The sequence below is a fragment of the Flammeovirga sp. AWQ4_249 genome, assembly GCF_056161045.1.
Window position 1 is genome coordinate 385,493 of record NZ_JBSWYJ010000002.1, and the last position, 17,028, is coordinate 402,520.

Genomic DNA, 17,028 nt, shown 5'->3' on the forward strand with positions numbered 1-17,028 from the left:
CTTCCCTTTCTTGTCTTTTTGGAACCTTACTTAGTATATTTATTTATTCAAAAATGAATTTAAAAAATTAGAATGGGCGGAAGTAAAAAACCTAAATTTTATGTAGTATGGTCAGGTGGAAAACCTGGAGTTTATACAAATTGGGCTGATTGTCAAAAACAAGTTCAAGGTACAAAAGGAGCTAAATATAAATCTTTTGATTCTCGTGCTGAAGCCGAAAAAGCATTCAAAGCAAAACCTGAAGAATATATCTTTAGAAATAAAGGCGGAGCAAAAAAAAATAAGGTGATTGACCCAAATATCGGTTCACCTATAACTACAAATAGTATTGCCGTAGACGCCGCGTGTAGTGGCGCTAGAGGACCTATGGAATATAGAGGGGTATGGATTCAAAACGGAGAACAACTCTTTATCAAAGGCCCCTATGAAGATGGGACAAACAACATAGGAGAGTTTTTGGGTATTGTTCATGCATTGGCTTACCTTAAACAACATGGATATGATGATACGATTGTCTATACGGATAGTCGTACAGCAATGAAATGGGTGAGAGATCGAAAAATAAAAACAACTTTACCTAAGAATAATAAAAATGAAATTCTTTTTGAATATATAGACAGAGCTATAAAATGGCTTGAAAATAATACCTATAAAAACCCAATTCTGAAATGGGAAACCAAAGCATGGGGTGAAATCCCTGCCGATTTCGGAAGAAAATAATCAATAAATCATGAAAGCAAAACACTATACCAAGAAAGGAAAATTATCAAAACCTTATTATGAAGAAGAACTTATTCGTTTACAAAATGAATTGGTAAAACTTCAGGAATGGGTTAAACAAGAAGGACTTAAAGTTGTCGTCATCTTTGAAGGAAGAGACGCAGCAGGAAAAGGGGGAGTTATAAAAAGAATCACAGAACGACTTAATCCAAGAGTTGCTCGGATAGTTGCTTTGGGAGTACCTACAGAAAGAGAAAAATCTCAATGGTATTTTCAAAGATATGTACCTCATCTACCTGCCGCTGGTGAAATAGTTCTTTTTGATAGAAGCTGGTATAACCGTGCTGGTGTAGAAAAAGTCATGGGATTTTGTTCTGATCAACAATATGAGGAATTTTTAAGAACATGTCCAGAATTTGAAAAAATGCTGATTCGTTCAGGGATAATTCTCATAAAGTATTGGTTTTCTGTTTCAGATGAAGAGCAAGAAAAAAGATTTAAAGAAAGAATTGACTCTCCTATCAAACGTTGGAAGTTTAGTGAAATGGATCTAGAATCAAGATCAAAATGGATTGAATATTCTAAAGCTAAAGATGATATGTTTTCTTACACTGATACAAAACAATCTCCGTGGTATGTTGTCAAAGCAGATGATAAAAAGAAAGCACGTCTTAATTGCATTTCCCATTTTTTGAGTAAAGTTCCTTATCAAGAGATTGAGTATAAAAAGATCAAACTACCTAAAATCAAAAAAGAAGGATATGTAAGACCACCTTTAAATGAGCAATCCTTCGTTCCTGAAAAGTATTAAGATGATCAAGTAAATCATTATTAAATTCCAAATAAGAGTCAATAACATTGTTCACTCTGCATAGTTGTTTTGTCTAAGAAATGTACAAAAACAAAATTCTATTCAGATGAAAAATTTACTACTCACATTCATTGCTACCTCACTGTTCATTTCTTGTAATTCAAAAGACCATGAAATTGATCAATCTGTTGAAAATAATTTAATGGTTCAAGAAAATTATACTCTAAAAAGTAAAGTAGAAATACTGAACAATGTTATTGACTCTTTAGAAGATAAATTGAAAGAAAATGATCATTCTTATGAGGAAAATTTTAATTTAATTCAAGAAAAAAATAAAAGTCTATTAGAAGAAATTTCCTCATTAAAAAAAGAAAATAGTGCCTTACTAACCAATGCTGATCCTTCTTCAGAAATTGAAAAACTATTAAAAGAAAATCAAGCACTAAAATTAGACATCGAAAATCTTCAAAATAACAACAGTGCTTTAGTCGTAGCTAAGTATATCGTTGAAAATAAAAAGCTAATGGCTGAAAAAAGTAAGATGGAGTCGACATTTCAAAAATTGGAAAATTATACTCTCTCTTTACAATACGTTGACGAATTAAAGAAAAATAATAATCCTACTGTTCTAACCGATTTAAGAGATAAAATTCAAGCATTAGAGCAAAATTATGCTTCTCTTGAAGCCCGTCATAAAGGTCTTTTAGCAGAAAAAGAAACACTAAATGGGAAGATAGAATTATTGGATAAAAAATATAATGGTGCAATGGGAAGTTACCGCAGTTTAAAGCTTTCTGTAGAAAATGAGTTAGCAGCAAAAGGAATTTCTTTCTCGTTAATTTCTACAGCATTTGGTGATCAATTAATCCTACAGTAAAGACAAAAAAATAACCTTATCAAATTTCTAAATGATAAGGTTATTTTCCTTTTTGAGCTCTTCTTTCTTTCTTTTTGAGTTTTTTATATTCCTTTTTAAATTCTTTCGCTTCCGCTTGAAGTTTCTTTCGTCCAGTAGCATAAATTAAAATCTTAGAATAATATTCTTCAGCATCGTCCCAACGATCTGCTTTCTTTGCGGATCTAGCTAAAGCTGCCAATGAATAATGATAATAGCCAGAACCATAATCTCCGATATCTTCTACAAATTGTAAAGCTCTTTTGTAATAAAAATCTGCCTTCTCTTGGTCATGAACATAATCTCTATAATAAGATCCAAGATAAAAAGCTGCATATCTACCACTCATTTCCTCATATCCTGTCATCCCTTCATCTACGCGTTCTAACAACGATTTACTGACCTTATACAACTGAGGATATCTTCCGCTGTAATAGAGCAGTCTAGCATAATATCTTTGGAAGTATGGATTGTTAGGGTATTTCTCATGTAAATATTCTGCAATCTGTAAGGCACGAATCATCTTTCCACCACTAGAAGCATGAATTTTCATTAGATAATACATTGCTTCAATTCTTGTATAAAAGGCTTCCCTCCCACACGTTTCTAATTGTTCGGTACCTAGTTTCATGTCGCCATTCTCAAACATCCACAAAACGGTTCGCAGCATTTTATAATTTTCTTTGATATACTCTATGTAATAATTGTATAGACCATCGCCATAAAGTAATTCAGGAGTAAGTGCCGTTTTAGGCATTTCTTTTAGCTTGTCGAAATAATTAAGAGCTTTTCGAACAGCAAAAGCTGCCTTCGTCCAGTTTTTTCTTTCTCCATTTAATCTTCCTTCAAATGCCCATGTTCCCGCTAAAATAAATACAGCCTCTTGATTTGTTTTATCTTCTTTATACAAACGATCAGCAAAATAAATCGCAGAATCCATATAAGAGAGAAAAGCTTTATCGTAAGAAGTGTTATTAAGATTAGGCTCAATTTTCCACCATTGTGTCAAACCTAAAAGGAAATAAGGTAAAGGATGTTCAGGGTAATGTGATTTTAGCCATCTGAATTGGCCTTCTGCAACTTTAAAGTCAAAATTGTACATAGCATCAATACCTGATGTAATCTCTAACTGAACAGTCAGGTTTGTCATCAGCATATCCACTTCATCCAAGGAAGGCAAAGAAGTTTGAGACCTTGCACTTTGGACGAAAAATGAAGAGGTGATCAGTAGTACAAAGACAGTAAAATATCCTTGCAAAGTATATTTTATATCAGGTATAAGTTGCATATAAATTAGATTGTTCCACAGAAGAACATCTCAAGTTATACTCAAGTAACAAATTACTCTATAGATCCACTCCTTAAATTTTGATTATTTAAGTTTTTTTACAATTCAAATTACATCTTCTAATACTTTTTCCGTGTCAAGCATGTTTTTGACTATCTCTTCTATTAATTTTTCAGTTTTATCAAGGAAAGGTAATTCCCCTTTATCACCAAAAGGTTGATCTACTTTACACGTTTTTAAACCATCTTTGATATTTCTAAAAAAGTAAAAACCAGAAGCAACACCTTTTTCTAAATCGATTAATGGAAGACCTTCCTTTTGAAGAAGGATATTGGCCTTTTGAAGCTTGGTTTGAAAATTCTTATTTGTTGCATCTAAGCCCGCTTTAGTAAGCAAATAACTGTAGACAACTAACTGTATAAACTTAGCCTTATGTTCATCTTCTAAAAGTTCCATCCAGTCTTTAACACCAAGATCTGTAACATTGTATCCTCCGGACTTATAATCAACAACTCTTAAGTGTCCATCGATTACATCTATACGGTCTGCCATACCTGCTAATTTCACAGGAATTTTTTCATTATCAACTTCAACCTCAAAAATATGAGTGACAAACTTTTCTAACCCAACGATAGTTATTGCTTTACTTTGAGAGCGTTCTATTTCTTCTATTTGTTTTTTGAAATAGCGTTCCATCAAATTGTGAGCAACTGCTTTTAGCAAGAGGTTTTGTCCCCTACTCATATCCACACCTTCATGCTTTGCGGAGTCAAGGATTAATTGAGGTATAAAATCTTTATTGTCTAATGCTTTATCAAAATGAGATTTATAGAGTACAAAAGGCGTATTTTCATCTTTATCATTGATACCCGCCATTCTTCTCAATCCCCATTCTAAAGCTAAGTGAATCAAAGTACCAAAAGTTCTATTATCTAAATCTTCTTCTACCTCATCTTCTTCATCCAGTTTTAATACTTTTTCATCAATAAAAGTAAGCGGATTTCTAATAAATGAATTCAATGCTGATGGACTGACACCATTTGCTAATCGTTCTTTTATTCTTTTTTGCAGTATCTCCTCTTTTTGAATAGTTACTGTCTCAGACATCGTTCTATCTGCTTTAGACAATAACCAAACATCTGAATTAAGTGTTATTAGGTTAGAAGGTTCTTCGGCAAATTCCTCTTTAATTTGTAAAACCAATCTACTCATTTCCCCAATGTCACCTCCTGCATTACCATCTAGATAGGTAAAACATAGGTTTTCTGCTCTATGAAATAATCGATAAAAAGTATATGCAAAGGCTGCTTCATTATCAATATAAGTAGGCATTCCATACGTCATTCTAGTGTCGAAAGGAATAATTGCTTCTACTGCCTTCTTAATTGGTAAATTCCCTTCATTACAAGATAAGACCAATACATTTTTAAAATCTAGTGCTCTACTTTCCAGCATACCCATAATTTGAAGTGGAGCAATCGGTACACCAGTAAATGGAATATTAGAAGCTCTTAATAACTCCAAGAGTAAAGACTTAAAAACATGCACTGATAATTGGCCATTTTCCTGAGCAAACTGTGGTAAGGTATCTTCTAAACGTTTGATTATTTTATAAAACTGTACTAGTAATTCCCCTTCAAAAGAACTTTCTAGAATATCTGAAGTGGATGCTCCTAACACATCAGGATTTGCTTTAAGTACCTCAGCTAAGGTCTTGATTAATGTATTAAATGAACTTAAGGCTTCTCTATAATCTTGATTCCAGTATTGGAATACGGCACGGTAAATTGGATGTTTATCTCCCCAATCATTTAACTTTTCCAATGGCACCCATATCATTTGATTTGTGACGATTTCATCTAAAATTGAATTTGAAATTTCTTCGAACTCTTTGATGGAGTTTGTATACTGAAAATAAGGATGACGAAGAATATTTTGTACATCTCTAAAATAGGCACAATACTTCCCTTCATTAAGTTTAATTCTTTCTTGAAGCTGAAATATTGCTCTCAATAAATCAAATAAAGGTGTTTTTGAGAAAGGCATACCCATTGTGATGTTGGTTAACTCCGCCAATGATGTTCCATCCTCAAATGTGATATCTGGCAATGATCTCAATAAAGCTGGAAGTAATGCTTCATCAGGTAATAATATCGCAGTATGATTTAAAGTATGCTGGAAGTCTCTTCTCTTTTCAGGTGTATCCAATAATTCATTAAGCCATTCTCCTGCAAATTTAGCCTGTCCTACAACATTGCTTATAGCAGTGATATTTACCTCTTTAGGGTGTGAAGACCACCAATCTTTTTGAAAATCGATATGTTGTTTTGCAAACCCTTTTGTATACCTTCTCAGATAATGTCCTGCCTCATGGTAAGGGCTAAAATATTGTTTGTCTGCATCAAAAATAGTTTGTGCTTTTCCAAGATCGGTTAGTTGCTGTACAATTGCTTGCTCTACCCCTGACATTTGTGAAAAACCGGCAAAGATTACTTTTTGGATTCCCCAATGTTCCATTCGGTTTTCAAGATGATTATACGCCTCACGGAAAGCCAAACCTCCATATGCTAAACCATCTTTTTTTAGTGTTTCCTTAAATTCGAAATAAGTAGTTGCTAAATTTTCCCAGAATTCAAGAAAATCTGTCATACTATCTTTCTTTGCAAAAAGCTGATTCTTGACTTCTTCAATTACATCATCTTTTTCCCCTAAAGCTTCAGCCCAATGTTCAATAGCTTTAGCTTCTTTCAAATGTTCAAACATTTTTCTGGTTTGCTCTTCTGTCAGGTTGTTATCAATCATATTGAATTCTCTCAATAATGATTTCCCTAAAGCAGCAAACTTTTCAATGGTAATTGTCTTATCTTTTTTTCTATAGAGAGAAAATAACTTAAAGAGTAAAGTCACACTATCTGCTTTCACAAGATTGGACAACCTTTCTGCAAAACCTTCCATTGACAGTACAGCCGGGGCGATCGTTGTAGAAGGAATAACCTCTCCAAAATACTGCTTGAAGTACATTCCTGCTCTTCGAGAAGGTAAAACGACAACAATCTTTGTCAAATGGTTTTTATGCTCATTATAAATTTGAGCTGCTACAGTTTTTAAGAAGGGAATTGAATAATCTTGTGACATCTGTAAGGTTTTCTTGATAATTGAACGAAAATACAAACTGATAGTAGACCAAAAAAGAAGATTAATAAAAACTAATATTTTTTTTCAGATAGCAACTATTTCCACTTCAATTACGTTATGGCATTGAAAAGTATAAAAAAGAAGCATTTTTCAAATTTAAAATCACTCACCAGACCACTCCAGTTATCACTTAAACTTTTTCTTTTGTTATGGGTATTTTCAAGGTAATATTTGGGATCATTTTATTCTGCTTTATGGTTGTTTTCGTTCCAATAATCAAAGCAATTACATGGGTAATTTTAAATGTAGTTTCTTCTATTTCATGGATCATGATCAACTTTTTTGCATTAGTGATCGGTCTTTACTTTTACAGTAAAAAACTTTTCAAATCAAATGAAAAACCTCAAAATCAAGTAGAATTTCAAACTTCTACGATAGCATAAAATTTTTAAATGCAATTTTATATTAGAATAGAATAATATTTTGAAAATTTTATTAATTATTTCGAAAAATATCGCAAACAATGTTTGATTGATATTAATCAATATTAGAATAGCTTTTTGAAGTTATACTTTAAGTCATTGTTTTTTATATGACACAATTCATACTTAATGTGTGATTTTTAAACAAAATCATTAACATTTTGGATGGTCTTAAAAAATCAAGTTTAATTTTAATGTTTATCCACAAACACTACTAAAATTTATACCTTTCATTATAAAATAATTTAAATTTTGTATCGATAAGTAGAATATAGATTTAATGTTTGTTTAAAACAGCTTATTTGATATATTTTTATTGGCAAATATTTACTAATAGAAGGAGTTTTTGAAATAAATTTGTGAATAAAGTTATATTTTTAGTTAAAGCTTTAACATTCTAACGGTTTCGCAACCGGTTACAGAAAATCTTTCTCATTTTGATGACCTACATCATACAAATCCATAAATAATTTATAAAAATTGCACATGTATTAAGAAACGTCATACCGACAACTCTTATGCATTTTAAACAATAATACTATTAATTAATTCATTTAATATGTCACGTTTCGAACAAGATTTCAAGCACCCTTATGCTTACGACCCAAAATATAAAAAACGTGTAGCATACTTCTGTATGGAGTTCGCTATTGATCAACCGTTCAAAATCTACTCTGGAGGTCTTGGTTTCTTAGCTGGTTCGCACATGCGTTCTGCTTATGAATTAAACCAAAACTTTATTGGAATTGGTATTCTATGGAAATATGGTTACTACGATCAAGTTCGTAAGGGTAACCAAGAAATGGATGCTTTATTCCAAGAAAAAATTAATAACTTCTTAGAAGACACAAACATTAAATTTACGATTCAAGTAAATGGTCATCCAGTTTGGGTTACAGCTAAATATTTACGTCCAGGCGTATTTAATACTGTACCAATGTTCTTCTTAACAACTGATCTTCCTGAAAATGACTACTTATCACAGTCGATTTCTCACCGTCTTTATGACGCTGATGCTTCTGCAAAAGTAGCTCAATATATGCTTTTAGGTTTAGGTGGTGCAAAACTTCTTGACGAGCTTGAGTACAATGCTGAAGTATATCACTTCAACGAGGCTCACGCATTGCCAGCTGCATTCCACTTAGCGAACAAGTTTGATGGTGATATGCAAAAAGTGAAAGACTTATTAGTATTCACTACGCACACACCAGAGGAAGCAGGTAACGAGAAGCATGATATTCACTTCTTAAATAAATTAGGTTACTTCAACGGTATGCCACTTGATGAAGTGCGTCGTATTACGGGGATTCATGATGATACATTCGATCACTCATTAGCTTGTTTACGTCTTGCAAGAGTTGCTAACGGTGTATCAAAATTACACGGTGAAGTTTCTAACGATATGTGGAATAAATATGGTGATATCTGCCGTATTACTTCTATTACAAATGCTCAGAACCGTACATATTGGGCTGATGAGCAATTATATAATGCGCTTCACAAAGAGGAAGACGATCAATTAATCAAGCGTAAGCGTTACTTAAAATCGAAATTATTCGAAACAGTAGCAGATCAAACGGGTAAGTTAATGGACCCTAAAGTTCTTACAATCGTTTGGGCTCGTCGTTTTGCTGCTTATAAGCGTGCTGACTTGATCACTAGAAACAAAGAGCGTTTCGACCGTATCATGAACAATCCTGATAAACCAGTTCAAATCATCTGGGCAGGTAAGCCTTATCCAATGGATTACGGTGCTGTTTCTACGTTTAATTCTTTAGTTCATTTATCGAAATCTTACAGCAACATGGCTGTTTTAGTAGGTTATGAATTAAAATTATCTCGTAAGTTAAAGCAAGGTTCTGATATCTGGTTAAACAACCCTCGTGTACCTCGTGAAGCTTCTGGTACTTCAGGTATGACTTCAGCAATGAACGGTGGTATTAACCTTTCAACTGATGATGGTTGGATTCCTGAATTCGCCAATGGCGAGAACTCATTCGTTCTTCCATTAGCTAACTTAGAGGCGCCTATCCATGAGCAAGATGAGCAAGACTTAAACAGCTTATTGGATATGTTAGAAAATGAGATTATCCCAATGTACTATGATAATCAAGAGGCTTGGACTGAGCGTGTGAAAAATTCTATGCGTGATGTTCTTCCATACTTCGACGCTAACCGTATGGCGTTACAGTACTATGAAAAATTATACAATGAGTAAGAATAAATTGTCTTCGTAGAAGAAGGGATATTAATTCAAACAATTTGTTATTAATATTAAGCGAGTTTACTTTGGTATGCTCGCTTTTTTTATTTTCGCAACCCAATTCTGAAAATGTGTTTATAATTTTCAACAAATTGATTCCTTTTAAAGGATATACTGCTATGGCTGTGTTTCCATTTCTTTTTGTACGTGAAGAATTTAAGAGTTATCAACATACTAACAGTTGGTACCGTATGATTCACCATGAAAAAATTCATTTTCAACAGCAAAAGGAAATGTTGTTTATATTTTTCTTTTTTTGGTATATCTCTGAGTTCTTTATTCTATTAGTTATTCACAAAAATGTGGATAAAGCTTACAGAAAAATATCTTTTGAACAAGAGGCTTATAAAAATGAAAGTAATAAAGACTACTTATCCACAAGAAAAAGTTTTAGCTGGATTTATTTTTTAAAAAGATAATGTTATTCACTTAAATAAAATTACTGTTAAAACCCATTTTCTGAGTGTTGATGATTTAATCAAAAAAACACACAAAAAACAACAAACTAAACACTCATTATCAATAACTTACAACAATCATGTATAGATAATATGACAACCAATTTTATTACTGTATAGATCAAATAGACATTCAAAATTTAATTCCTTAAAAATCACTTCTTAAGATTGTAAACAAGCAATCACAAAACGGTAAACTGAATTGTTGATAATGAAATGAATAACCAATCTATTGTTTACTTATTAATCTAAACATCTATCTTATCATTTTTTCTCATATCTATATAAGTAGTAGTTGGATTGCTTTTTAAGTTTTAACATTCTAAACTTTTTTGATTATGTCTATCAATTTAAAAACACTTATTACACTTTCACTATTCTCATTAATTACTTTTTTCACAGCTTGTTCTGAAGATGCTGTTGAAGAAATTTTAGATGATATCGTTGCTGAAGTTACAGGACTTTCTTTAGATCAAGAGAGTGTAGAATTAGAAGTTGGAGAAACTACGCAGTTAGTAGCAACTTTAGCACCTGAAGGAATTACTGGCGATATATCTTGGAGTACATCTGATGCTGCAATTGCTACTGTAGTAGATGGAACAGTTACTGCCGTTAGCAAAGGTAATGCAATTGTAGCTGCTACGCATGGTGCTTTTTCAGCGACTTGTAATATCACGGTAAATGAAGAAGTTGTTGTTGAAGATCCGAAAGATGACACAGGAAACTCAGATTTAGAAGCTCCATTAAATGGTACAGACTATTTTGTTGTTCAAATGGACCAAACTACTTTTGATTTAATTGCAAATAATGTTACTGCAGATTTACGTCCAGATGATGATACAAAATTCTTATATATCTGGGATGATACTTTTACTCCTGGTACAGTTGAAGGAAATAACTTCTTTGGATTAGAAGAAGGATGGACAAGTTTAGTAGTTGGTTCAATTGGCTGGTCAGGCGCTGGATTCTTTATCAATAACTTTTATGGTGAAGTTGACATGACTTCAATTTTTAATGCACCTGACGATTATTATTTCCACGTTGCTTTTAAAACAACACAAGAAAACTCTTCATATACATTACTATTTAATGATGGTGTGAGTGAAGGAAGAATTGTTGTAGGTTCAGCTGCACAAGAAGGTATTGAGCCTTATACAAACTTTGAAAGAAATGGAGAATGGCAATCAGTAGAAATTCCAATGAGAGCTTTAAGAGATATTGGTTTATTCTATGAGCAACCTCTTTCTAATGTAAATGTAATCTCTGTACTTGCTGGAGGTGAAACAGGAACTACATTAGATATGGATGCTGCTTTCTTTTACAAAAAATAAGTATAGTTCTTATTACCTATAAAGTATTTATTCAATGCTTTATAGGTAATACTTTCTTTTCCAACTCGAAATATACTATCTATCTGCTATTACAAAATCCAATAATTTAATAAGAAATGAAATACTTATATCTCATATTGTCTACTGCACTTCTCTTTGTTAGTTGTGATTCCGGAAGCACTATTCAAGACAATAGTACTGACGGTCAATTATTACTTGATAAAACAACCATTGAGCTAAAAGAAGGAGAAGTAGAAAAAATTACTGTTCTTCAGGCTCCGGATGTGGATGTATCCGTCCAATGGACTTCTGATGATGAAAATATTGCAACTGTTTTTCATGGTTCAGTAACAGGTATTAAAGTTGGCGAAACAACAATTTCTGCTACCGTAGGTGATCAAGTACAAACAGTTACAGTTACAGTATCTTCTCCTGAATATGAATTAGTATGGTCAGATGAGTTTGATGGTAATTCTTTGAATTTGGACAATTGGACATATGAAGTAAATGGATCTGGAGGAGGAAATCAAGAACTTCAGTATTACACAGATAGAGAAGAAAATATCAGAATTGAGGATGGTATTTTGGTGATTGAAGCTAGAAAAGAAAATTATTTAAGCAAAGGATATACTTCTGCTCGTATTGTATCAAAAGACAAAAGAGACTTTAGATATGGTAAAATAGAAGCTCGTCTTAAAGTACCAAAAGGTAGAGGTACATGGCCAGCATTTTGGATGTTGGGATATGGATCTTGGCCAAGAGCTGGAGAAATTGATATTATGGAACATGTCGGCTATGAACCAAATGTTTTCCATTGTGCATTACATACAAAAAATAAAAACGGATTAAATGGTCAAAATGCAAGAGGTCATAAAGAGTTCGATGAAAATGTAGCGAATGATTTCCATATCGTTACAATGGAATGGGTAGAGGATGAATTAGCCGGTTTTGATAGAATTCACATTTATATTGACGGTAAAAAAATCAAAACTTTTGCAGAAACTGCTCAACTTCAAGACGCTGGAGATTGGCCTTTTCAAGAACCTTTCTTCTTAATATTGAACCTTGCTATCGGTGGAACTTGGGGTGGTGCTCAAGGTGTAGATGATAGTATGTTTGATGAAGAAGTCCGCTTTGAAATTGATTATGTAAGAGCATATCAATTACAATAAAAATAATATAAAATTGAATTCGTCAAGTAGTCTGATTATTTAATAGAACTAAAGATTAATAATGAATAGTTGTGTATTGTCATGTTATGGTTGAACATGAGAATAAACCTTTACTAACAAAACTTACTTATTGTTCGCTTTATAAAATGACAGGATTAAAATAGTCATTTTTGGTATGCTAAATTGTGCCTTCTGATAGAGAATATTTTCTCACATTTCGGAAGGCACTTCTTTTTTATCAAATGACATTTGTAGATTCAAAAACAAATGATTTAATTAAGAGGCTAATTACAAGATTTTTATACTATCAATAGTTTTACACAAAAGAAACTATATTTTTTCTCTCTCAATTAGAACATTCTGTTAATGAAATCAACCATTCTATACATACTATCATTTATCTTCATTTCTGTTATACAAATCAATGTATCAGACACTTATGCTTATTCCAAAAAAACGAACATAATTAATTATCATAAGAAAGATTATAAAGCAGGTAGACAAAATTGGGATGTCAAAATTGATAAATATGGAATCATTTACTTTGGTAATTCTCAAGGTTTACTTTACAATAATTGTGGAAATTGGGGACTTGCTCAGATGAATAATCAAGAGGTCGTTCGCTCAATTTTTATTGAAAATGATACCATTTGGGCAGGCGGTAATGAATATGGTTATTTTACTCATATAGAGGATGGATTTCAATTTACTTCTTTAGGTAAATTTGATTATCAACAAGTATGGAATATTGAAGCGTTCGAGAATACAATCGTTTTTCAGACGGAAGATAAAATTGCTCTTTTTGATAAAATCACGCAAAAAACTACTTTTCTGACACATTACGAAGGTATTAATGCCTGCATTAAATGGAATAATAAAATATGGGTACTTTTTAGAAGTGGACGAACTGGTATTATTGAAAATGGAAAAATTACCTTTCAAAAAACGTTTTCTTCTCTTCTCAACCAACAAGTAAGAAAGCTTTTCATCCACAATAAAGACTTATACATTCCACTTTATAATGGAAAATTATTCAAATATGACGGTCTAAACCTCACTGAAGTTGCTCTGGATAAGACCTTAGAAAATGATGCTTTATTTACAGGTATTTCATATGAAGATCAAAAAATTAGTCTTGGAAGTGTGGCAAATGGATTAATTATCATTGATGAAACACAAAATACATCAGAAAAAGTGGACCAACTCAATGGACTGATGGATAATACTGTTTTGTCAATGGCTAAAGATAGTTTAGGCAATATTTGGCTAGGATTGGATTATGGTATTGCTAAAGTTGAATTGCAAAGTAATATCTCTCATGAATTTAAAGGTGCCGCCACCTACAGTTTTTTAGATTATAAAAATTCACTTTTGATTGGTACGAATAAAGGTTTATTTCAATCCGATCAAAAAGGTAAATATTCGCTTCAAAAAGAGATCTCGGGACAGGTATGGAATATCAAAGAAATCAATCATGAATTGTTCGTTTGTCACAATTCTGGACTTTCAATATTAAAAGAAAATGGTATCGAGGAAGTGATTGTGCATACAGGTACCGTTGATATTGCAGCTTTTGAAGGTACTCCTTTTTACCTTATTTCTACCTATGATGGATTAATGTTGTATGCTAAAAAAGATGGTCAATTTTGGTACGTCAACAGCCCTGGTATTTATGGCTATGTCCAATTACATTATGACAAGGAAAACAACTGTATTTGGGGAGAAATAAACAATGAAGAATTGGTACTTTGTACACTAGAAAATGGTGCAATTGTAAAAACAGAAAGAGCTAAAAATATTATGAACATTTATAATATTAATGATGAACTCTATTTCTGGGGGCCTAATAAATTCTTAAAATACAAAGAAGGAAAGTTTGTTTCTCTTAATCATCCATTATTAAATCCAATTTCTAATAAAGACATTCCTGCCTTGGCTATGAATGCTTCTGAGAATATCTTAGGGTATGTTTATGACAACAAAATTCATCTAATAGAGTTACTTTCCGATGGAAATATTCATACTTATAATGCTCAACTTAAATCTCTTCAAAACGATATAAATAAAGATTTTGAATTCATTGATTTTAAAGACAATCTCTTTAGAATAGCCACTGACCGAGGTCTTACTACCTTTGATGTAAAGTATCAGTCTAAGTTTAAAAAAGACAGTCAACCAATGATTGGTTCCATTGAAATTACCAATCAAAATCAAAAATTAATTTATCCCTATTCTGATCAAATTGTTTTTAATCAAGGGGAAAAAGATATTCAATTCAACTTTTTTATCGATAAATTATCAACGGATATTGCTGAATTTAGATATAAAATAACTCCATTAGAATCAGAGTGGTCTGAATGGAGTGCTGATAATACAAGTTTGACCAGACAAAATTTAAAGGGAGGAAAATATACGTTACAACTTCAAAGTAAAGTCAATGAAGGACGTATCAAAACCACAACTCTTGTCTTTGAAATAGAAAAATATTGGTACGAGACTTACCTGGTACTACTTCCTATTCTATTGATTTTTGGGTTTAGTATTTATATCTCTGTCATTGTCAGTCGTTATTTTCATTTCAAAAAAGTAAATATCCATAAGAGCAATTTACAGAGGCAAAATGCTCAAGAAATTATTTCTTTAAAAGAAGAACAGCTTCTAAAATATATGGAAATCATTAATCTAAAAGATAATTTCCTAATGAAAGTACAAGGTGGGCTCAACAGAATGCGTACCAAAGAAGCTATGAAATGGTCGGGGTTAATCGAGGAAGAAATTAACAGAGAGAAAAAAGATTTATTATTCCATCAACTCTTTACAGATTTACATCAAGATTTCATCAGGTCAATCACTGAAAAACACCCTAATCTCACAACAAATGACATTCGAATTATTTCTTTTATTCGCTTAAATCTAAGTAGTAAAGAAATTGCTAACTTAATGAATATCAATACAAGAAGCTTAGATACAAGTCGTTATAGATTAAGAAAAAAACTTGATCTAAACCAAGGAGAAGATCTTTATAAATTTATATTAGAATTTAAATAAAAAAGAACCCCATCAGCATACACTGAAAGGGGTTCTTTAAGTTCCACTATCTTGACAAAAGGGACGTTATTTATTCATTCCCTTAAGCACATTTTATCTTTAATAATTCCCTAATTAATGGTGAATTATTGTTTAATTTCTAGTTGTATTTAGAATAAACTAAAACTTTTCTTTGAAGACTTTCTCTCACGTCTTTGTCCATTTTAGAAACATCTTTTGATAAAGCTTCCATGTAAGTATCGAATGCTTTCTTCGTTTCACCCTTGTGAGCATAATAATCTCCTAAAACTTCAAGGTTTTGAGCATTTGTTTCAATACTCATCGCTTTATCTAACCAATCTTTCGCTAGATCTAAGTCTCCATTCCAATTAATAGCTAATTCAGCAGCTTTAGTATAAGAAGACCAATCAGAAGCATCAAGTTGTTTTACAGCTCTATTTAATTTATCTGTATTATCATCTAATGGTTTTTCAGCATTATGAGCAAAAGCAACAACAGAAGATAAAGTGATGACGATTGAGAAAAATAATTTTTTCATGACAGTTATTTTAAGTTTAATGATGTAATTGTTTTTTTGTTTACACTAACTAAGTATTCCATCATTGTGCCATAAAATCATAATAAACTCAATTACAATTAGTTACAAATGTTTTATAGTATTTCTTAAGGTATCCACATGTTCGTTATCGAACATAAAATCCTAAAATGGCACATCTACTTTTCATTTTTCAATATTGTACTATTTGACGATCAAAATTGGTTACACTTTCTATATGATTTTATTATAAAAAAATGAATATGCAAAAAAGTCCAATAAGATAAGTTGCTATCTCATTGGACTTTAATTATATATTAAGCTTACTTAAATGAATTAAGCAATGCTAACTTTTACTACTACTTCACCAAGGTTGTTGGCTACTTCTTCCGCTTTATCATTGATACATAATTCTAATTCACCTTCTAAACCAGCAGGGATTGTTGCGTAGTTACCGATGAAGAATTTAGTGTCACCCACTTTACCGATCAATGCACCTACTTTTTCGTTGGCTAATACATATTCCTCTGTAGCAAGTTCTGCTTCAGCATTAGGGTTACCTGCTGCGTTGTAAAGACCACCGTTTTGTGTGATATGAGGGTTTGTAGTCCAAAGACCGCTTACATATTCGATTTTTGATAAAGAATCAGCAGCAACTTGAATACCTGTTTTTTGGAATCCTTCTGCAGCTTTTACAGTCACTTCAGAAACTTCAGGTTTTGTTTCATATACTTGAGCGATTCTTGATCTCAATGGAATGTTGTGTGCATCAAGACTTGCATTTTGACCGTGTAAATCGAATGCTAAATCTACTTCAGGTCTGAAGAATAAACAGTGTGTAGAACCACCAAAGTGGAACATACCTAATTGCTCACCTTTTTCTACGTGTT

Annotated in this window: 13 protein-coding genes; 9 read left to right on the top strand and 4 right to left on the bottom strand. The window is 32.1% G+C overall.

The window, feature by feature from the left end:
• Window positions 1–72: 72 nt before the first annotated feature.
• The 3 genes from ACXAHM_RS03540 (at window position 73) to ACXAHM_RS03550 (ending at window position 2,408) form a co-directional block, all read left to right on the top strand.
• Complete coding sequence (locus tag ACXAHM_RS03540; protein WP_474959013.1) at window positions 73–720, top strand: ribonuclease H1 domain-containing protein; 648 nt, start codon at window positions 73–75, stop codon at window positions 718–720.
• A 10-nt stretch (window positions 721–730) separates the two neighbouring features.
• On the top strand, window positions 731–1,531 hold the full coding sequence (ppk2, locus tag ACXAHM_RS03545) for a polyphosphate kinase 2 (protein ID WP_474959014.1): 801 nt from the start codon (window positions 731–733) through the stop codon (window positions 1,529–1,531).
• A gap of 106 nt (window positions 1,532–1,637) precedes the next feature.
• A complete protein-coding gene (locus ACXAHM_RS03550) occupies window positions 1,638–2,408 on the top strand; it encodes a hypothetical protein (RefSeq protein WP_474959015.1) in 771 nt (256 codons plus the stop codon).
• A 40-nt stretch (window positions 2,409–2,448) separates the two neighbouring features.
• On the opposite strand, the gene ACXAHM_RS03555 is transcribed toward ACXAHM_RS03550, so the two are convergent.
• Both ACXAHM_RS03555 and ACXAHM_RS03560 read right to left on the bottom strand, forming a co-directional pair.
• Window positions 2,449–3,714 (bottom strand): tetratricopeptide repeat protein, encoded by a 1,266-nt coding sequence (locus ACXAHM_RS03555; protein WP_474959016.1) that lies wholly within the window; start codon window positions 3,712–3,714, stop codon window positions 2,449–2,451.
• Window positions 3,715–3,819: 105 nt separating this feature from the next.
• Entirely contained in the window at window positions 3,820–6,849 is a 3,030-nt protein-coding gene (locus ACXAHM_RS03560; RefSeq protein WP_474959017.1) for a PD-(D/E)XK nuclease family protein, read from the bottom strand.
• 209 nt (window positions 6,850–7,058) lie between these two features.
• Here ACXAHM_RS03560 and ACXAHM_RS03565 point away from each other — a divergent pair, with 209 nt between their 5' ends.
• The 6 genes from ACXAHM_RS03565 (at window position 7,059) to ACXAHM_RS03590 (ending at window position 15,603) form a co-directional block, all read left to right on the top strand.
• Window positions 7,059–7,292, top strand: coding sequence for a hypothetical protein (locus tag ACXAHM_RS03565; protein ID WP_474959018.1), 234 nt, complete (start codon window positions 7,059–7,061; stop codon window positions 7,290–7,292).
• 598 nt (window positions 7,293–7,890) lie between these two features.
• Window positions 7,891–9,549 carry an alpha-glucan family phosphorylase gene (gene glgP, locus ACXAHM_RS03570; RefSeq protein ID WP_474959019.1) on the top strand — a complete coding sequence of 553 codons (1,659 nt, stop codon included), beginning with the start codon at window positions 7,891–7,893 and terminating at the stop codon, window positions 9,547–9,549.
• Window positions 9,550–9,686: 137 nt separating this feature from the next.
• The gene (locus tag ACXAHM_RS03575; protein WP_474959020.1) at window positions 9,687–10,013 is read left to right on the top strand and encodes a hypothetical protein; all 327 of its coding nucleotides are present in this window, start codon (window positions 9,687–9,689) and stop codon (window positions 10,011–10,013) included.
• A gap of 377 nt (window positions 10,014–10,390) precedes the next feature.
• Window positions 10,391–11,383, top strand: coding sequence for an Ig-like domain-containing protein (locus ACXAHM_RS03580; protein ID WP_474959021.1), 993 nt, complete (start codon window positions 10,391–10,393; stop codon window positions 11,381–11,383).
• A 116-nt stretch (window positions 11,384–11,499) separates the two neighbouring features.
• The gene (locus ACXAHM_RS03585) at window positions 11,500–12,555 is read left to right on the top strand and encodes a family 16 glycosylhydrolase (protein ID WP_474959022.1); all 1,056 of its coding nucleotides are present in this window, start codon (window positions 11,500–11,502) and stop codon (window positions 12,553–12,555) included.
• A gap of 366 nt (window positions 12,556–12,921) precedes the next feature.
• Window positions 12,922–15,603 carry a helix-turn-helix and ligand-binding sensor domain-containing protein gene (locus tag ACXAHM_RS03590; protein ID WP_474959023.1) on the top strand — a complete coding sequence of 894 codons (2,682 nt, stop codon included), beginning with the start codon at window positions 12,922–12,924 and terminating at the stop codon, window positions 15,601–15,603.
• Window positions 15,604–15,742: 139 nt separating this feature from the next.
• On the opposite strand, the gene ACXAHM_RS03595 is transcribed toward ACXAHM_RS03590, so the two are convergent.
• A complete protein-coding gene (locus ACXAHM_RS03595) occupies window positions 15,743–16,141 on the bottom strand; it encodes a hypothetical protein (RefSeq protein ID WP_474959024.1) in 399 nt (132 codons plus the stop codon).
• A gap of 333 nt (window positions 16,142–16,474) precedes the next feature.
• Window positions 16,475–17,028 (bottom strand): hypothetical protein (locus tag ACXAHM_RS03600; protein WP_474959025.1); only part of this gene is annotated, 554 nt, incomplete at its 5' end.